Genomic DNA, 19,305 nt, shown 5'->3' on the forward strand with positions numbered 1-19,305 from the left:
ATGCGCCTGCTTTCAAGGCTTTTCTTTGATCCATGTCATGTTTTCGTGCGCGGCTCATCCAGCCTTAAACCCTCCAGCGCAGCAAACGCTTTTCAATCATCGTAATCAAAGCACTGATGATCACGCCGAGCACTGACAAAATAGTCACCCCCACGAACAGTCGTTCCAGATCGTAGAGAGACCCAGCCTCAAGAATATACGCCCCTACCCCATATTCCGCTCCCAGCATTTCCGCCGCTACCAGCAAGATAATCGCGATGGCAAGCGACACCCGCAGACCTGACAAAATGCCGGGCATCGCGCCGGGAATAACGATTTTAGAGACAATCGACCACCAGGAAAGCGAAAAACTCTGCCCCATGCGAATGAGGTTGCGGTCCACATTGTCCACCGCTCCGTAAGTCGCCACGACGGTTGGCGTGAATGTGCCGAAAGCGATCAGCGCATATTTCGAACCTTCGTCAATGCCAAACCAGATCACAAACAATGGCAGAAGCGCAATTTTAGGTATCGGAAAAATAGCTGCTACCACGGGCACCAAACCAGCGCGGATCATCGAAAACAGGCCGATCAAGATGCCAACGCCCATGCCCACCGCTACGCCCAGCGCAGCACCGACCACCAATCGGGTCAACGATGGAATGAGGTGCTTCCACAAAAGCCCTGTCTGCCAAAGCTCTACGAATGTCGCCAACACGTCCGAAGGCTTCGGCAAGGTCAGCGACGAAATGAAGCCTGTACGCGTGCCTAGTTCGACAAACCCGATCAAGCAGATAAAAACGATAAGTCCGACCACGCGCCGCGAGGTGGGCGCAAAGCCGCCGCCGCGAAAGGCGACCGGCTTGGCAGCTTCCGGTGCCAAGCGCTCAGGCATCCAGCAGTTCCTTGTCTGCCGCGAGAGCTTCATCGCGCATGAGGTTCCACAGATGCTGTTGGCGCTGCGCAAGGTCATCCATGCGCTGCGGACGTTCAGCCAACGGCATATCGATTTCCATGATTTCGCGAATTTCACCCGGCCTGCGGGAAAGAACGACAATAGAATGGCCCAACCGCACTGCCTCCGCCAAATTGTGGGTCACGTAGACAGCCGTGAACGCTTCCCGCGTCCACAACCCCACAAGATCGTCCATAAGCAATTCGCGCGTCTGGCTATCAAGCGCTGACAATGGCTCGTCCATCAGCATGACCGCAGGCCGCACTGCCAGAGCGCGTGCAATCGCGACCCGTTGTTTCATCCCACCGGAGAGTTGCTTAGGCAGCGCATTGGCAAAATCGGAGAGATTTGTGCGTGACAACACGTCTGAAATAATGGCAGCTCTTTGTTCGCCCGTCAGGGCGTGGTCCTCCAGCACCAACGAGACGTTTTGCTCCACGCTGCGCCATGGCAGAAGAGCGAAATCCTGAAAAATATAGGTAAGCGGATTGAGGCACCCATCGGGCGCTTCCCCCAACTGCCAGACCGTCCCGCCCGTCGGCTGCTCCAGCCCACCGATCAACCGCAGCAGAGTCGATTTCCCACAGCCGGAAGGTCCGACGATGCATACGATGTTGCCAGACGGGATTTCGAGATCAATCCCACGCAAAACGTCGATGTCGCCATAGGCATGGCGGATGTTATCGAGCCGCAGGTCCATAATCCGATCGCAAGACGGCGGGGCGGCCAGGCGCCCCGCGTCTCTAGCCTATTTCTGTTCGACGTACGAAGCGTCGACCAAGGTGTCGAAAGTGATGGTGTCTTTGACCAATTTCTCGCTCTTGAACCAATCCAATTGATCATTCACCGAAGCCGCATTCAAAGCAGCATTCGCGCTGATGCGCATCGCGCCGTTGCGGATGCTTGGTGCCGCCTTTTCATACGGGCGATCAGTGTAGACATATTTGTGGATCAGTTTGACCATCTCTTCGCCCGCTGCCTCACCAGCAGTTTTGTCAACCAACGCCGCGTTGAAGTCCGCAGCGCCCTTCGAGAAGGCACGCAAAAAAGCGACCGTCGTGTCGCGTTTGTTGGCGGCGTTGTCAGCCGACGTGAAGACGACCGTTACCTGATAGTTTGGAACATAATCGGCGACGTTACCGATCATGTGAACTGAGCCACCACCGGAAAGCGGCTTGGCAATGTGCGGAACGATGGACCACGCATCAACCTGCCCGGTTTTCAAAGCGCCAATCACAGCGCCAACCTTTTGCAGCGGCTTATAGGAAAGCTTAATGCCTTCCTTTTCGGCAATCTTCGCGCCCATATAGTGGAATGACGAGCCAGCCTGCGTCACCGCCCAAGCCTTGCCATCCAGCTTCGACGGATCGGTGATACCCGCCTTGAAAGCCGCGTCGGACACCAGAATTTTCTGGCCGTCGATGCCAGCCTCTTCCATCAGCGCGCCGCCGATCACTTTAGCCGCACCTTTTTCCGCTAGCGAAATTAGACCGCCGGAAATCGCTGTTACTGCGTAATCCACATCGCCGGAAGCGACGGCCACGGCCATAGGCTGAGCGGCTTGGAAGAACTTGAACTCAACGTCCAGACCTTCTTCCTTGAAGTAGCCGCGCTCCATCGCGACGAAACTCGCCGCATGGCTGGTGAATCGCAGTGCGCCCACATTGATTTTCGTCATTTCCGCGTAAGAAACGTTGATCGTCAGCGCAGAAGCGAACGCTCCTGCCGCTAGTGCAGTCGCTTTGAGCGCCATCCGGCGTGTGAACTTGGTCATGGTTTTTCCTCCCAGAGTGAATTTATTTTTGGTGACTATAGCAAGCGACTTATGCCGCGGCCTTTTTTTCCAAACGATACTGGTGCAACAGCGGCTCTGTATAGCCACTTGGCTGCTCCTTACCTTTCAGCACCAAATCGAGTGCTGCCTTGAACGCAACAGACGTTTCCCAGTTGCCGTCCATCGGCTCATAGAGCGGGTCGCCTGCGTTCTGGCCGTCCACCACTTTCGCCATTTTCTTCATCGTGGCAACAATTTGCGCTTCGTCAACAATGCCGTGGTGCAACCAATTTGCCATGTGCTGGCTGGAAATGCGCAGCGTTGCACGGTCTTCCATCAGGCCGATATCGTTGATGTCCGGCACTTTGGAACAGCCAACACCCTGGTCGATCCAGCGCACGACATAGCCCAAAATGCCTTGCGCATTGTTGTCGAGCTCGTGCTGGATATCTTCCGCCGTCCAGTTCGGACGCTCGGCCACCGGGATGGACAAAATATCGTCTAGGCTCGCCCGCTCGCGCTTCTTCTTCTCTTCTTGAATGTCCTGCACCAGCACCTGATGATAATGCGTTGCGTGCAAAGTCGCAGCCGTTGGCGATGGCACCCAAGCGGTGTTTGCGCCGCTCATTGGATGGCCGATTTTCTGCTCCAGCATCGCGGCCATCATGTCCGGCATGGCCCACATGCCCTTGCCGATCTGCGCCCGCCCCTGAAGGCCGCACTCAAGGCCGATATCGACGTTCCAGTCCTCGTAAGCCGCAATCCAGGCCGATTGCTTCATGTCGCCCTTGCGGATCATCGGCCCCGCTTCCATCGATGTGTGAATTTCATCGCCCGTTCGGTCAAGGAAACCTGTATTGATGAACACGACGCGTTCTTTGGCGGCCCGGATGCACTCTTTCAGGTTCACCGTCGTGCGGCGTTCCTCATCCATAATGCCCATTTTCATGGTGTTGCGTTCCATGCCGGAAATGTCTTCCGCACGGCCAAAGATTTCATTGGCAAAAGCCACTTCTTCCGGCCCGTGCATTTTGGGCTTCACGACATACATGGACCCTTCCGTCGAATTCACACGACGGCCAGCGATGAATTTGTTGCCAGTGTCGTGCGTCGAAATCAGCGAGGTTACGACCGCATCCATAATGCCTTCTGGAATTTCATGGCCATCAGCATCAATGATCGCCGGATTGGTCATCAGATGCCCGACATTGCGCGTCAGCATCAAAACCTGCGCCTTTAGCTCCATCGGCTCGCCATCAACACCAACGTATTCGCGCGGCGCATTGAGACGGCGCGTCATGACGGTTCCGCCCTTTTCAAAGCTCTCCTCCAGATCGCCCTTCATAAGCCCAAGCCAATTACGATAGGCGGCGACCTTGTCTTCGGCATCGACCGCAGCGATGGAATCTTCGTTGTCCATAATCGACGTCAGCGCCGATTCCAGAACCACATCAGCAATGCCGGCTTGATCGGTAGAGCCAACAGGATGCTGACGGTTGATGACCACATCAATGTACATGCCGTTGTGGCGCATCAGAATGTTGTCGAGCCCAACTTCCGTACCGTTATAGCCGACCAGTACAGCAGGGTCTTTCAATCCCGTTGTAGAGCCGTCGGTCACAGAGACGGTCAGCTTGCCGTCATCGATTGAAAAACCCGTCGCATCTTTCCAAGAACCAGCGGCCAACGGCACGGCTGAATCGAGAAAATCACGCGCCCAAGCGACGACCTTGTCGCCGCGCACCTTGTTATACCCCGGCCCCTTGGCCGCACCGCCCTCTTCAGAAATCGCATCCGTTCCGTAGAGCGCGTCATAGAGCGAACCCCAACGGGCGTTCGCCGCGTTGAGCGCAAAGCGGGCGTTCAGCACCGGTACAACAAGCTGCGGCCCAGCAATATCAGCAATCTCGGAGTCAACATTCGACGTCTCCACGCTAAAGGCTGGTCCCTCTTCCACCAAATATCCGATCTCTTTCAGAAACGCCTTATAGGCCTCCATATCGGACGGCTTGTCCTTGTTTTCGCGGTGCCAGGCATCGACCTTGGCCTGTATCTCGCCACGCTTGGCGAGAAGAGCGCGGTTCTTCGGTGCCAGATCTTTTACCATCACGCCAAACGCATCCCAGAAGTGCGCTTCGTTCACGCCAGTTCCAGGCATCACGTCATTGTTGATGAAATCATATAATTCGCGGGCGACATTCATGCCCCCGGCGCTGATCCGGTCTGTCATGTGTGCTCTCTCTAAAAAAGGCTTGAAAATTCAGCGTTTGAGCTACGCGCTGGCCACTTTTCCGTCAAGGCGTCCAGCTCAAAAGCAACCCAACTTCGCCTGCGACGTTATGGTTGATCTTGCAGCGCTGTGTGCGAAACGATAGGCAATTCCATGGACACCATTCTCATCCAACTTTCGGCCATCGGCATTGCAGGCATGGCCGCGCAGTGGGCCGCTTGGCGCTTTCAAATCCCCGCAATCGCACTACTGCTTGCTGCTGGCTTCCTTATGGGGCCGCTCACAGGATACATCGATCCAGCGACCGACTTCGGCAGCCTCTATAAGCCGATCATCGCTTTTGCCGTCGCAATCATCTTGTTTGAGGGTGGGCTGACGCTGAATTTTGCTGAAATACGCGAAACCTCAAAAGCCGTGCGCCGAATTGTCATTATTGGCGGGCCTCTCGTTTGGCTGTTCTCGACGCTGGCAGCGCACTATGCAGCCGGGCTGACATGGCCAACCGCCGCGGTGCTTGGGGCGATCCTGGTCATCACCGGCCCAACCGTTATCATGCCGCTGCTGCGTCAAGCGCAGTTGAAACACCGACCAGCATCCCTTTTGCGATGGGAAGCCATCGTCAACGATCCTATTGGCGCACTGTATGCAGTGATTGCGTTTGAAGTGTTTCTAGTCTTCCAAGCTGCCAGCCATTCCGTTGGCGCTCTGCTTGTGACATTCGCAATAGCTGCGACTTTTGCGCTTGCAGGCGGTTGGGCCGTTGGGCGCATCATCGCCAGCGCCTTCCTGCGCGGCTTGGTGCCTGAATATCTCAAAGCGCCCATCCTGTTCGCAGCCGTGCTGTTCATGTTCGCCGCCTCTGATGCAATTTTAAAGGAATCCGGCCTGCTAACAGTCACGGTCATGGGCGTCACGTTAGCCAATACCCGGCTGGCAAGCCTCGCCGAAATGAAGCGCTTTAAAGAAACAGCCACCATACTTCTCGTCTCCGGCCTGTTTATCATGCTTACGGCATCGTTTGACGTAACGGCGCTCTATGACCTCGGTTGGCGTGCTGTGCTTTTTGTTGTGCTGGTGCTTTTCGTGGTGCGGCCCATCGCCATTCTCATCGCGACAATAGGCGTTGGACTCGACTGGCAAGAACGCGCACTCGTCGCATGGATAGCGCCGCGCGGCATCGTCGCCGTTGCTGTATCCGGCCTGTTCGGCAGTTCACTGACTGCGCTGGGCGTTGAAGACGGCGGACAGATGACAGCGTTGGCATTCGTTGTCGTCGCAAGCACAATTCTGCTTCACGGCTTCTCGCTCGCTCCCCTATCGCGCTGGCTGAACCTTAAGGCGGCGAACCGGCCAGGCATCCTGATTGTCGGCGGCTCAATCTGGACACAGGCGATGGCTGCAAAGCTGAAAGAGATCGGAGTGCCGGTTCTGGTCGCAGACAGAAACCGCAACCGGGTGCGCGACATTCAGCTGGCTGATATTCCGGTGCATTACGGCGAAATCCTCTCCGAAAGCGCTCACCATTCCATCCAGTGGTCACGCTTTTCGCATCTGATCGCGGCCTCAGATAACGATGCTTACAACGCGCTTGTGTGCAGCGAATTTGGCCCTGAAATTGGACGCAGCCATGTCTACCAGATCGGCAAAAAGGAAGATAAGGGCGAGCGCCAGAGCCTCAACTTCACCGTCGGTGGACGCCGCCTGCTGGACCCTGCGAAGGACTACAGCGAATTGCTGCAAGACTGCTGGCGCGGATGGTCATTCACCGCAACAACGCTGACCGAAGAGTTCGACTACAACACGTTCCGCGACAGCCGCCCGTCTGACATGGCGCTCGTGCTTTGGGTAAAGCCCGATGGGTCGATTACGTTCGCTCAGCAGTCAAACCGCAATGACCCTGGCTTGGGCGACACCATTCTTGCTTTCAGCCCGCCAACACCTGAAAAAACCACTCAAATGCCCAAGTCAAAAGACAAGCCCCTTCCATGAGCCAATCCCGCCTTTACCTCAGCGTCCGCAAGCCTGAGGCGCACCACATTGCTTCCATCCTTGATCCAATTTTTGAAGAAGAAGCACTGTCTACCGCATTGTTTGAAGACAAAGACAATCCGGGCAATTGGTGCTGGTCTGTCTACATTGATGGCAACGCCGTGCCCACTACCCGCAGCTTCATTCAAGACAAACTGGGTGGCGATGCCTTTAGCGCCGAAATTCTAGAAGAAAAACTCGATGACATTGACTGGGTAAGCCATACACTGCGCGATCTGTCGCCCGTCAGCGCCGGTCGCTTTTTCGTTCACGGCTCGCACGACAGGGCCGCCGCGCTCAACAAGCCAGTGGCCGTTGAGATTGACGCTGGCTTGGCCTTCGGCACTGGCCATCACGGCACCACCGCTGGCTGCCTGGATATGCTGGAGCGCATTCTGCGCCGCCGCCGCCCGACCAAGGCAATGGACGTTGGCACAGGCTCCGGCGTGCTCGCCATCGCGCTTGCCAAAGCAACGCGCCTGCCCGTTCTTGCAACCGATATTGATGCCGTATCGGTCAAAGTTGCCAGAGAAAACGCTCGCAAAAATGGCACAGGCGCTCAAATCGTCACCCAGACCGCGACAGGTTTCAATCACCCCGCCTTCGCTCATTTCGGATCAGCAGATCTGATCTTTGCCAACATTCTCGCCCGTCCTCTGGAGGCGCTGGCCCACCCGCTCGCGCAACACCTATCACCCGGCGGCGATGTCATTCTGTCGGGTTTGCTGCCCCACCAGAAGGCACGGATAGTCAGCGCCTATCGCCGCCAAGGGCTGGTGCTTGAACGCGCCCATATACGCGATGGTTGGCTAACCCTGTTGATGAACCGTCCCTGAAACGCAAAAAGGCGGCTCGTTGGAGCCGCCTTTTGAAAGTTTGGTCTTATCCAGCCCTTAGAAAGGGTAGACAGCCGAACCGCGTTTTTTGATCTCGTCGCGCGAGTAACCTGCTTTTTTCAGGGTCTCATCATCAAGGCTCAAAAGAGCGCCGTTTACGTAGCGGCGAGCCTGTTTTTCACGGGCGGCGATCATACGGTCGAAAGTGTTGCGGAAACCCATTTGTTTCTTCCTTCTGATTGTGCGGCCACTCTTGCGGTGGCTCCAGCGCCCTCAGCATCATTGCCTCGGATTGACCTTAACGTAATACAATTGGCGAGGTTAGTTAGTGGGTTTGGCGCAAGCGAGCTATGCGTTTTGTGCATGGTACTTGGTAACGAGTTATTCACCAAGTGCATAACGTCGCACCCCCGAACAAACACACTCTCGCAAAACTCCGGCGAACAATGGTAGACTGCAGCAGTTCAGTGATCAGTGATTTCCTATGACCAAATCTGCTTTCCAAGACTTTTCAGCACCCGCTGCACCTGTTCGTGGTGACTCACGTCTTGTTTCCCTTCGAACACATATGAAGAAAGTTGGCGTAGATGCCGTGCTGGTCCCGCATGCGGACGAACAGCGCAACGAATACCTCCCCGCCTGTGCTGAACGGCTGGCATGGCTCACAGGCTTCACAGGCTCCGCGGGAGCGGCAATCGTTACGCAGGACAAAGCCGTTCTCTTCGTGGATGGTCGCTACACACTGCAAGCTGCAGATCAAACCGATGCAGACCATATCGAAATCGACGATCTCGTCGGAAACCCACCCCACAAATGGCTCAAACAGCAGGGCACCAAAGGCATCGTGTTCGGCATTGACCCTTGGGTGATGACCGAGAATGAAGTCAAAAGCCTGCGCGCAGCGGTTGCATCTCTCGACGGGGAATTGCGACTGCTCGACACCAATCCAGTCGATGCTGTCTGGAAAGACCGGCCCGCTCCGCCGATGGCTGGGGCCCATCTACACGATTTCCAATATGCGGGGAAAACCACTGACCAGAAAATGCCGGAAATTGAGCAAGCCCTGGAAGACGCTGGAGCGGATATGGCGCTGCTCACCGACGCAACCTCTGTGTCGTGGTTGTTCAACATTCGCGGTCATGACGTGGCACACACGCCGCTCGTTCTTGCGCATGCCTTGATCATCAAAGGACAATATCCGCACGTCTTCATCGCGCCGGAAAAGATGGACATTGAGTGCAAAGCCTTCCTCACGCAGTCAGCAGAGCTTGCAGACCCCGTCGCACTGAAACCAACATTAGCCGCACGCGCCAAGGGCAAGAAGGTGCTGCTGGATCCAAATTTGACCCCCTATGGCTTTTTTAATCTGGTTGAAGAAGCCGGCGGCGAAATCATACGTGCGCCGGACCCATGCCGGCTGCCCCGTGCCATCAAGAACGAAGCTGAAATCGAAGGCACACGCACTGCACACCTTCGCGATGGAGTAGCCATCACTACCTTCCTTGCTTGGCTCGACAATCAGAACCCCGGCAGCGTTGATGAGATAACAGCTGCGCAATATCTGGAAAAAACCCGCAGAGCGATGGCTGGAAACAAACCGCTGCAAGACATTTCCTTCGATACCATTTCTGGCAGCGGCCCTAACGGTGCCATCGTCCACTATCGCGTGACCGAAGCGACCAACCGCACGCTTGGCGATGGCGAACTTTATCTGGTCGATTCAGGTGGCCAATACCAAGACGGCACAACAGACATCACCCGAACCGTTGCCATCGGCCAACCACCGCGCGACGCCCGCCACGCTTTCACTCTGGTCCTCAAAGGTCACATCAATCTGTCACTTGCACGCTTTCCAAAAGGCACGCGCGGCGTTGACCTCGACGTTCTCGCCCGCAACGCGCTGTGGCGGCACGGCATGGATTACGCCCACGGAACAGGCCATGGCGTCGGTTCCTATCTCTCTGTGCATGAGGGGCCGCAAAACATATCTAAGCGCGGCATGCAGGAATTGCTTCCGGGTATGATTATCTCCAACGAACCGGGCGTTTACAAAACAGGCGCTTTCGGCATCCGCATCGAAAATCTGGTCTTGGTGCGCGAGGCGGAAGAGATCGACGGCGGCGATACGCCAATGCTTGGTTTCGAGACGCTGACGCTCGCACCCATCGACGCCCGCCTTATTGACCCGACTATGATGAACGATGACGAACTGCACTGGCTCAACGCCTATCACGGCTGGGTGCGGCGCCAACTGACGCCACTGGTCAGCGAAGAAGTCGCCCAGTGGCTGAAACAGGCGACCGAGCCGTTGGCGCGAAACTTGCCACCGGCATCCGCCTGATGGGCATTATCCCACCAAAAACCGCAAACCCACCACCGTTGCCAAGCCAGCGACCAGCGTGAAGGTGAGCGACAGGCGCGTTGCCACAAACGCCGCAACACCAATCCCCAGCGCTTCTACCGGCCCCTTGCTCACCAAATAGGGAGCTACAAGTGCCGCCAGCATCGCCGTTGGAACAGCATCAAGCGCCGCTTCAACCCGGTGGTTGATCGTGCCGAAACGCGACAAGATCACATGCCCGCCAGCGCGGGTGAGATAGGTGCCGATAGCGCAGGCAAGGAACAACCAGACAAGTTCGTTCATGGCGCTGCCTCGCCTTTCGAGGACACTTTCGGTTTGCTCATAGCAGCCGCACACAGGAGCCCTGCAAGCCCGCCTAAAGTGACGTTCCAGGGAGCGCCGATGGTCCACCAGATGACCAATGACGTGGCAACGCTAACCGCCAGAACCGGAACAAAATTCAACGCTTTCCGAAAACCCATCACAAGACCGATGAAATAGACAGGCAGCAGCATGTCGAATCCCCAAGCCGCAGGGTCATCAATCAAAGTGCCAAAAAATGCCCCTATGCCGTTAGCGACCATCCAAGCCGCGTAAAGCATGATGCCGTAAGAAAAGAAGTAGGACGGGTTCAGCACCGTGTTGCGCCGCCTGCTTTCAGCAGCAGCAAACAACGGGTCCATCAGAAAGAAAAACGCACCCGCTTTCTGCACAGTCGAAAACCGCCCCATCGCTCGCCCGATGGTGGCTGAATACAAAACATGCCGGAAGTTGATCGCCACCACCGTCAGAACGATGGCCCAGTAAGGCACCTGTTGGCCCAGCAAATCGAGCATGGCATATTGGCTGGCGCCTGCAAAAATGGTGGCGGAGGCAAAAACCACCTCCCACTTTGGCAATCCCTGTCCCACAGCCAAGGCGGCAAACAAAGCGCCAAAGGGAAGAACGGCGATCATCACTGGCGTCACATCGCGCAAGGCAGCTGAAAATTCGCGGCGGAAATCGACCGCTTCAGCACCACCTATTTCATCCGCCGCACTCACGCACCCACCAAATCGAACCAGCCGTCCTCGTCTATCGTCTCAACACCCAAATCGGCTGCCTTCTTTAGTTTCGAGCCAGCCCCAGGCCCGGCAACCAATAGATCGGTTTTTCCCGATACAGAGCCGGATACCTTCGCCCCCAACCGCTCGGCCATCGCTTTGGCCTCGTCGCGGGTCATGCGCTCCAACGAGCCTGTGAAGACGACCGTTTTTCCGGCAACAGGAGAATCGCTCGCGACCGCTTCCGCGTTTTTCACTGTGATTTCCGCCAGCAAATCTTCGGTGATCTTACGGTTATGCGGTTCGTTGAAAAACCGCACCAAAGCGCGCGCGGCCGTCTCACCAATGCCGTCAATATCGACCAGTTCCTGCCAAGCCTCACTTTCAAAATCACTCGCTTCATCAACAACTTGCATGATTTTCTCAATGCTACCGTAGTGACGCGCCAGCAGCTTTGCATTGCCATCACCGATGTGGCGAATGCCAAGTGCAAATACGAAGCGGTGCAGATCAACTTCGCGCCGCGCGTCTATGGATGCAAACAGATTGGCAGCACTGGTCTCGCCAAATCCATCGCGGTTTTTCAGTCGTGTAAGCGACCGCGCATCGCGCTTCTCCAGCGTGAAAATGTCGGCAATCGTGCTCACCAATCCCCACTCGTAAAACGCCTCCGCCTGCTTGTCGCCAAATCCATCAATGTCAAAAGCGTTGCGCGACACGAAGTGCTTAATTCCCTCCACCGCCTGCGCAGGGCAAATCAAACCTCCAGTGCAACGGCGCACAGAATCAACCTTGCCACTCTTGTCATTAACCTCACGCACCGCCTCGCTCCCGCAAGCAGGACAAAGCGTTGGGAAAACGAAAGGCTGGCTGTCAGACGGACGCTTGGAAACATCCACATCCATGACCTTCGGAATAACGTCACCCGCACGATAGATCGTCACCGCATCGCCAATGCGCAGATCGCGCCCTTCTCGGATGGGTTCGCCGTTTGAGCCAATGCCCGCGATATAATCTTCATTGTGCAGCGTGGCATTGGACACAACCACGCCACCCACTGTTACCGGCTCCAGCCGCGCAACGGGAGAGAGCGCGCCTGTGCGACCGACCTGAATTTCAATGTCACGTAGAATGGTCGTTGCGATTTCGGCCGGAAATTTATGTGCAATCGCCCAGCGCGGACTGCGCGAGACGAAACCCAGACGCGCCTGAAGTGCCAGATCATCAACCTTATAGACCACTCCGTCGATATCGTAATCGAGGGTTGCCCGCTGCTCTTCGATCAAGCGGTAGCGCTCAATCAGGCCGTTCGTGTCCTCAAACCGCCCCATCAGCGGATTGGTCTTAAACCCCCACTGCGCAAACAGGTCTACCATCGCCTTTTGCCCATTACGCGGCAGGCCACTGACAGCACCCCAGGCATAGGCGAAGAAGCGCAAAGGCCGTTGGGCCGTAATGGACGAATCCAATTGCCGCAACGAACCCGCCGCCGTGTTACGCGGGTTCACATAGGTCTGCTTGCCCTCGGCCTCCATCCGAGCGTTCAACGCTGCAAAATCCGCCTTGCCCATATAGACTTCACCGCGCACCTCCACGACATCGGGTACATCAGTGCCAATCAGTTTTTGCGGAATATCTGCAATCGTTTTGGCATTGGAGGTAACGTCCTCACCCACCTGCCCGTCGCCACGGGTGACCGCATGGACCAGAACGCCCCCCTCATAGCGCAGTGCCAATGACAAACCGTCAATCTTCGGCTCAGCAGTAAAGGCAAGCGGCTTGTCTTCCGGCCACTTCAAGAAACGCTTCACACGACCAACAAAGTCGGCCACGTCCTCATCGCTGAACGCATTATCGAGCGACAACATCGGCACTTCATGCGCGATTTTGGAAAACTTGCTTTGAGCGGCCGCGCCAACCTGTTGGGATGGAGAATTGGAACGCACAAGCGCCGGAAACCGAGCTTCAATCGCAGCGTTTCGCTGCCGCAGGGCATCGTAGTCCGCATCAGAAATCGAAGGCGCATCATTGCCGTGATAAAGCGCGTCATGATGAGCAATTTCTTCAGCCAGACGTTCAAGTTCAGCTCCTGCCTGCTCCTCGCTCAGCGCATCAACGTCAATTTCAGAGAGTTTTTCAGGGTCGCTCATTGGGGAAAACGCACAAGACAAAATCGGTGCCCTGCTCTAGCCCCTCATCCTGCTGCCAGCAAGCGCGCCGCTGCCGCACGGGCTTCATCCGTCACTTGCGCCCCGGCCAACATGCGGGCGATTTCTTCTTGGCGGTTATCGCCAAAGATTGGCGTCACTCTGGTTTCCACTTCAGCGCTGGCATTTTCGGCGTCACGCTTGGAGATCAACAGATGCGCCTGCGCCCGCGCTGCCACTTGGGGTGCATGGGTCACGGAAAGCACCTGAACGTGCTGCGCCAAACGCGCCAAGCGTGCGCCAATCGCGTCGGCCACAGCGCCGCCAACGCCTGTATCGATCTCATCGAATACCAGAGTCGGTGCAGAGCCACGATCGGCGAGAGCAACCTTGAGCGCCAACAGGAAACGTGAAAGCTCGCCACCGGACGCCACTTTCATCATCGCCCCCGGACGAGTGCCGGGGTTTGTTTGGACATAGAATTCCAGCGTGTCGCAGCCTTCAGCTGTTATTTCATCCATGTTACGCGTCTGCTCTACGAAAAAACGGGCCTGATCCAGCTTCAGCGCAGGAAGCTCTGCCATCACGCTTTTCGCCAATTGTTCGCCGGCAGCCTTGCGCCTGCTGGATAGATCAAGCGCTTTGTCGCTCAGTGCCGCACGCTTTTCCTTCGCAGCAAGTTCCAATTCGCGCAAACGGTCTTCTCCCGCATCAAGATCGGAGAGATCCTGCGCCAAACGCGCCGCATGGGCCTCCAAACCTTCCACCGGAACGTTGTATTTGCGCGAAGCAGCACGAAGCGCAAAGAGGCGCTCTTCGGCATTTTCCAGCTCCTGCGGATCAAATTCCGACAGGCGCAGCGCATGTTGCAATTCGTTCTCCGCCGTCCCCAGCGCATCAAGCGCAGCATCGAATGCGGCAATCACACCGTCGAGCAAGCCCGGAGCGCTTTCTGATTTACGTTCCAGTTTGCGCACAGCACCGGTGAGCGTCGGGACTGGCGAAGAACCGCTGGTCAAAACTTCGTAGGCTTCTGCAATATCTGACGCTATTTTCTCCGCCTGCATCATCTTCTGTCGACGACCCGCCAACTCTTCTTCTTCGCCCTCCAGCGGAGCCAGAAGGGTCAATTCTTCAACACTTGCGCGAAGATAATCAGCATCACGCGCCGCTTTCTCCACACGCGCTTGGGTGTCTCGCAGTTCCTTTTCCGCCACGCGCCAATCGCGCCACAGCTCGCCTACAGCCAAAACGTGCTTCTGCAACCCGCCGTATGCGTCCACGAGTTCACGGTGAGCGGCAGCATCCACCATAGCCCGCTCTTCATGCTGACCGTGGATTTCTACCAACGCTCGGCCAACTTCTTTAAGTGTTGCGACGGACACGGGGCGATCATTTATGTACGCTCTAGTACGGCCATCAGCATTCTGCGTACGGCGCAGGATGATGCCATCAGCCGGACCGTCATCATCGTGCAGGTCGTTGGCCCTTAAAATTTCGAAAACCGCATGATCAGAGACGACATCAAAAATCGCGCTCACCTGCCCCTGTGGACAGCCAACGCGCACAAGATCACCATCACCCCGCGCTCCCAGCGCAAGCGAAAGCGAATCGAGCAAAATAGACTTACCGGCACCCGTTTCCCCCGAAAGCACGGCCAAGCCGTCGTCGAACTCGATATCGAGTGCGCGGATCAGCACGATGTCACGGATGGAAAGCGCAGAAAGCATAGGGTTGCCCGAAGAAGTCTGACTCGACTTCTATCTAGCCCAATTTCAAACAAACCGCAAAGATGTTTTTGGTTTGTTCTTTTTCAGATCACACCAAAAAGGTCGCAGAGCAACTGAGCTAAGAATGGGAAAGAAGTGGACCGTTATGCACCAGTAATGAGTTTTGCCGCCTTGGAAATCCAAGAACCCTGGTTTTCAGAGGGACGAAGACCACCCGATTCCAGCAATGCATAGCTGTCTTTGTACCACTGGCTGTCTGGGAAATTGTGCCCCAACACAGCAGCTGCCGTTTGCGCTTCGCTGTTCAGGCCAAGCGCGTAATAGCTTTCCACCAATCGAGCGAGTGCTTCTTCAACATGGCGCGTGTCTTCAAATTTCTCGACAACCGTGCGGAAGCGGTTGATGGCTGCCAAATGCTCGCGGCGCTCTTGATAATAGCGTCCAACCAGCATTTCCTCGCCAGCAAGCTGGTCTTTCGCAATACGCATTTTGCGCTTGGCGTCTTCCACATATTCGCTGTCGGGATAGCGCGTCACCACTTCATTCATTGCACGATACGTCTCACGCGCAGATTTCTGATCGCGGGTCACGTCGGAAAGCTGGCGAAAATGGCTCATGCCAACCAGATAGAGCGCATAGGGCGCTTCTTCGTCGGACGGGTACAGCGAAGCAAAGCGTTTGCCGCTCGCGATAACCTCGGGATAATTGCCCTGCTTGTAGGCAAGAAACGTATTCATCACGAGAGATTTTTTGGCAAGGTCAGAATAAGGGTGCTGACGATCCACCTTTTGAAACTTCTTGCGCGCCTCGGTCAGATCACCAGCGTCAATGTTTGCAAGAGCTTCGTTGTATGTTTGGTCAGCAGGAACAGTTGGATCAAGAAAAGCGTTCGTATCAGTTTCCTTTGAACAACCGGAAACAATGAGCGCTGCACACACAGCGCCAAGAGCGGCTTTACCAAGAGGGTAACGCGTCGCGAACGTATGTTTCCCGATCAAAGTCTTATCCGCCATCTTGTGTTTCCTAACACCGTATCGTGAAAGCTGCTTAGAGCGCCTCGCATGCGCCTTATATCAGCACTTACGACAATTTGCATACGCCTCTGCAGGCGAAAAACGCTAAATTTGCGGCAGCGTTAAGGCAGAAAACCGATTGACGTGGCTTAGCTCTTGTCGGCTGCAAATGTTGGTGCGCTTACACGGATCATTTCGCTGCGTTCAGAATAGCTACCAACGCCTTCGGCGCTCACCCATTCATAGGCACTATGGTCTGACAAAAGCGCCTGAAGCGCCAGCGCATTGACCTTGTGGCCGCCGCGATAAGAGCGGAAACAACCGATTATCTGCGCTCCGGCCAAAGCCAAATCACCCACAGCATCAAGCGTTTTGTGACGAACGAATTCATCTCGATAACGCAGGCCCTCTGTGTTGATGATCGTGTTGTCGTCGCCAATCACGACGGAATTTTCCAAACTGGAACCCAGCGCAAAGCCAGCAGCCCAGAGCCGTTCAACGTCTTTCATAAAGCCGAAGGTGCGCGCACGCGAAAGCTCGCGACGGAAAACGTCCGGTGTCAGATCACTTGCAAATTTCTGCTTTCCAATGACTTCGTCATCAAAATCAATCTCGACTTCATAACGGGTTGTATCGCAGGGAGAAAAAGCGCCCCAGGAACCGCCCATATCAAAGCGAACCTCTTTCAAAACGCGCAGATAGCGGCGCGGGCGGTTCTGGTGAACCAGTCCAACGTTATCAATAGCGTCAACAAAAACCTCGGAAGAGCCATCCATAACCGGAATTTCAGCGCTATCCACTTCGATAATAACGTTATCAATGTGCAGAGCTACGAGAGCGGCCATAAGGTGCTCAATCGTCATCACATGCACACCGGCTGGATCACCGATAACAGTGCAGAGCGCCGTAGCGCCCACGCTGGAGGCAACCGCTGGAATGTCACATTGCTGGTCTTGTGGAACGTCTGTGCGGTTGAAAACGATGCCCGTGTCGGCGTCTGCCGGGAGCAAAGCGATGGATACCGGCTTACCGGAGTGAACACCGACGCCGGACAAATCAATTCGTGCGGCTAGCGTGTTTTGCTTGCTGCCAGAAGCAGCGCTTTTAGTCGATGCCATATTTACCCCAGTCCGCGATACAAATGCGGTTTAATTTCGCGTCATTGGGACTATGAACAGTGACGGGGCTTCCCCTTGAGCGGTTTCCCGCAAAGCCCGAAACAGTTGTCACGACTCACCTTCCCCAGCGACGATGAACTCTTACCTAACCGTCAGTTCCAAACCAAATAACGCTTTGTTACGCCATGTAACCACCTTAACAGACTGTTAACGCTTAAATTTTCCACAGAAGAGTGGTAAACAGTCTCTTTGGTAGTCCCTTACAAACAGGGCCGGTCACAACTTCAGTCATGACCAGCCCCCTGCTTAAAGCGTATCGCTAGAATCTTAATCAAACTTTAGCATTACGGCCCGGCGAAGGACGCAATACGCCCGCCGCATTCACATGATATGTCAGCACTGTAACAAGCTGGCACCGCTTAGTTGGCCTGACGGCGCAGAAAAGCCGGAATATCCAACTGATCTTCATCCGTAGCAGGGCGTGCGGCTGTTGCCGGACGACCATGAACATCAAGCGCACCATCGCGTGGCGGCGCATAAGCGCTCACTGGCGCACGCTCAACGGCAGGCTGAGGTGCAGGAACGGCAGGCGCTTCCGGCTTCGGCGCAACTGCCGCAGGCTGGGCGCGTTCAGCATTGTGCGATGTGCCCAATCCATTGGCGAGGCGCTTAAAAAGTCCCATTGGTCCATTGCTTTCCTCTGGTGCAGGCGCGGGCTTGGCGGAAGCCGCCATCTGCTGCTGCGCCATCGGGGAAAACTGGGAAGGATCGGGGATGTTGGAAGCCGCAACGGGCGCAGGGCTTGTCGGCGCAGCACTCGCTGCAATGTCAGCTGGCGAAGGATCACTTGCTTCGGTGCCGATTTCAATTTCCAGAGCGGATTGGAAGTCCGCATCGGAAATTGGATCAGCGAAGTCAGCCGACTCCGGCTGGAAAGGAACTGCATGAGATGGCTCAGCAATTGCTAGCTCTTCTTCAGCTTGCTCGACCGCAGCGCTGGTTTCAGCAATCTCGGCAGCTGCAGCAGCAGCAGGAGGTGTCAAAGCGGCAGTGCGGGCAGCAGCGGACTGGCGCAACCGTTCGGCCGCTTCGTTGAAGCGCTGCTGGCTAGGCTGCGCGCCTTGACCCAAAGCACCATCAATACCCGTAGCGACAACCGAAACACGAATGATGCCTTCAAGATCTTCGTCAAACGTAGCGCCCAAAATGATGTTCGCATCCGGATCGACTTCCTCCCGAATACGGGTAGCCGCTTCGTCGACTTCGAACAGTGTCATGTCGCGTCCACCTGTGATTGAGATCAACAGACCAGAAGCGCCGGACATGGACGTTTCGTCCAGCAGCGGATTAGAGATCGCAGCCTCAGCGGCGTTGATCGCACGGCCTTCGCCAGAAGACTCGCCCGTGCCCATCATCGCGCGGCCCATGTCGCGCATAACGGAACGCACGTCTGCGAAGTCCAAGTTGATAAGGCCTTCTTTGACCATCAGATCGGTGATGCAAGCCACGCCCGAATACAACACTTGGTCAGCCATCGCAAAAGCGTCGGCAAAGGTGGTTTTTTCATTGGCTATGCGGAAAAGGTTTTGGTTGGGAATAACGATTAACGTGTCGACATGCTTTTGAAGTTCGGCAATGCCGTTTTCAGCCAGTTCAAGACGGCGCTTGCCCTCAAAGCTAAACGGCTTGGTGACAACACCAACTGTCAAAATGCCAGCTTCGCGTGCAGCGCGCGCAACCACGGGCGCAGCGCCCGTTCCCGTGCCACCACCCATGCCAGCAGTTACAAATGCCATGTGCGTGCCAGAAAGGTGATCGCGGATTTCGTCAATGCACTCTTCGGCAGCAGCCGCGCCCACTTCGGGTTGCGAACCAGCGCCCAGACCTTCGGTCACTGCAACGCCCATCTGAATGAGGCGCTCGGACTTGGACATCGTGAGCGCTTGCGCGTCGGTGTTGGCAACCACGAAATCCACGCCATCAAGGCCGGAGGTGATCATGTTGTTGACGGCATTACCGCCCCCGCCGCCAACACCGAAAACGGTGATGCGCGGTTTCAGCTCTGTGATGTCCGGCTTGTGGAGATTGATGGTCATGGGTTTGATCCTCGC

The 19,305-nt window shown here is 55.9% G+C and carries 15 protein-coding genes; 3 read left to right on the top strand and 12 right to left on the bottom strand.

Annotated elements, in window-relative coordinates:
- Positions 1 to 64 precede the first annotated feature (64 nt).
- The 4 genes from ACFQ14_RS07505 to ACFQ14_RS07520 are packed head-to-tail and all read right to left on the bottom strand — an operon-like array spanning position 65 to position 4,938.
- Positions 65 to 874 (bottom strand): ABC transporter permease, encoded by an 810-nt coding sequence (locus ACFQ14_RS07505; RefSeq protein WP_377212109.1) that lies wholly within the window; start codon positions 872 to 874, stop codon positions 65 to 67.
- Entirely contained in the window at positions 867 to 1,634 is a 768-nt protein-coding gene (locus ACFQ14_RS07510) for an ABC transporter ATP-binding protein (protein WP_377212110.1), read from the bottom strand. Before ACFQ14_RS07510 ends, ACFQ14_RS07505 begins: the two co-directional genes overlap by 8 nt.
- 48 nt (positions 1,635 to 1,682) lie before the next feature.
- Positions 1,683 to 2,708: an ABC transporter substrate-binding protein gene (locus tag ACFQ14_RS07515; RefSeq protein ID WP_377212111.1), complete on the bottom strand. Its 1,026-nt coding sequence runs from the start codon at positions 2,706 to 2,708 to the stop codon at positions 1,683 to 1,685.
- 49 nt (positions 2,709 to 2,757) lie between these two features.
- Positions 2,758 to 4,938 carry a malate synthase G gene (locus tag ACFQ14_RS07520; RefSeq protein WP_377212112.1) on the bottom strand — a complete coding sequence of 727 codons (2,181 nt, stop codon included), beginning with the start codon at positions 4,936 to 4,938 and terminating at the stop codon, positions 2,758 to 2,760.
- 153 nt (positions 4,939 to 5,091) lie between these two features.
- Here ACFQ14_RS07520 and ACFQ14_RS07525 point away from each other — a divergent pair, with 153 nt between their 5' ends.
- Positions 5,092 to 6,927, top strand: a complete 1,836-nt coding sequence (locus ACFQ14_RS07525) for a cation:proton antiporter (protein ID WP_377212113.1) — start codon at positions 5,092 to 5,094, stop codon at positions 6,925 to 6,927.
- Positions 6,924 to 7,802, top strand: coding sequence for a 50S ribosomal protein L11 methyltransferase (locus ACFQ14_RS07530; RefSeq protein ID WP_377212114.1), 879 nt, complete (start codon positions 6,924 to 6,926; stop codon positions 7,800 to 7,802). The genes ACFQ14_RS07525 and ACFQ14_RS07530 overlap by 4 nt, the downstream gene beginning before the upstream one ends.
- Before the next feature lie 57 nt (positions 7,803 to 7,859).
- On the opposite strand, the gene ACFQ14_RS07535 is transcribed toward ACFQ14_RS07530, so the two are convergent.
- Entirely contained in the window at positions 7,860 to 8,024 is a 165-nt protein-coding gene (locus ACFQ14_RS07535) for a hypothetical protein (protein WP_377212115.1), read from the bottom strand.
- A gap of 262 nt (positions 8,025 to 8,286) precedes the next feature.
- Between ACFQ14_RS07535 and ACFQ14_RS07540 the strand changes: the two genes are divergently transcribed.
- Positions 8,287 to 10,143, top strand: a complete 1,857-nt coding sequence (locus ACFQ14_RS07540; protein ID WP_377212116.1) for an aminopeptidase P family protein — start codon at positions 8,287 to 8,289, stop codon at positions 10,141 to 10,143.
- A gap of 6 nt (positions 10,144 to 10,149) precedes the next feature.
- On the opposite strand, the gene ACFQ14_RS07545 is transcribed toward ACFQ14_RS07540, so the two are convergent.
- The 7 genes from ACFQ14_RS07545 to ftsZ all read right to left on the bottom strand — a co-directional run bounded on the left by ACFQ14_RS07545 (position 10,150) and on the right by ftsZ (position 19,290).
- Positions 10,150 to 10,446: an AzlD family protein gene (locus ACFQ14_RS07545; RefSeq protein WP_377212117.1), complete on the bottom strand. Its 297-nt coding sequence runs from the start codon at positions 10,444 to 10,446 to the stop codon at positions 10,150 to 10,152.
- Positions 10,443 to 11,186 (bottom strand): AzlC family ABC transporter permease, encoded by a 744-nt coding sequence (locus tag ACFQ14_RS07550; protein ID WP_377212118.1) that lies wholly within the window; start codon positions 11,184 to 11,186, stop codon positions 10,443 to 10,445. The genes ACFQ14_RS07545 and ACFQ14_RS07550 overlap by 4 nt, the downstream gene beginning before the upstream one ends.
- Positions 11,183 to 13,336 (bottom strand): NAD-dependent DNA ligase LigA, encoded by a 2,154-nt coding sequence (gene ligA / locus ACFQ14_RS07555; protein WP_377212119.1) that lies wholly within the window; start codon positions 13,334 to 13,336, stop codon positions 11,183 to 11,185. The genes ACFQ14_RS07550 and ligA overlap by 4 nt, the downstream gene beginning before the upstream one ends.
- 44 nt (positions 13,337 to 13,380) lie before the next feature.
- The gene (gene recN / locus ACFQ14_RS07560; RefSeq protein WP_377212120.1) at positions 13,381 to 15,063 is read right to left on the bottom strand and encodes a DNA repair protein RecN; all 1,683 of its coding nucleotides are present in this window, start codon (positions 15,061 to 15,063) and stop codon (positions 13,381 to 13,383) included.
- A gap of 143 nt (positions 15,064 to 15,206) precedes the next feature.
- Positions 15,207 to 16,076: an outer membrane protein assembly factor BamD gene (locus tag ACFQ14_RS07565; RefSeq protein WP_377212121.1), complete on the bottom strand. Its 870-nt coding sequence runs from the start codon at positions 16,074 to 16,076 to the stop codon at positions 15,207 to 15,209.
- A 149-nt stretch (positions 16,077 to 16,225) separates the two neighbouring features.
- The gene (lpxC, locus tag ACFQ14_RS07570; protein ID WP_377212122.1) at positions 16,226 to 17,194 is read right to left on the bottom strand and encodes a UDP-3-O-acyl-N-acetylglucosamine deacetylase; all 969 of its coding nucleotides are present in this window, start codon (positions 17,192 to 17,194) and stop codon (positions 16,226 to 16,228) included.
- Between the two features lie 419 nt (positions 17,195 to 17,613).
- Entirely contained in the window at positions 17,614 to 19,290 is a 1,677-nt protein-coding gene (ftsZ, locus tag ACFQ14_RS07575) for a cell division protein FtsZ (RefSeq protein WP_377212123.1), read from the bottom strand.
- Between the last annotated feature and the right edge of the window lie 15 nt (positions 19,291 to 19,305).

The organism is Pseudahrensia aquimaris, from assembly GCF_042676045.1.
Classification (GTDB): Bacteria; Pseudomonadota; Alphaproteobacteria; order Rhizobiales; family Rhizobiaceae; genus Pseudahrensia; species Pseudahrensia aquimaris.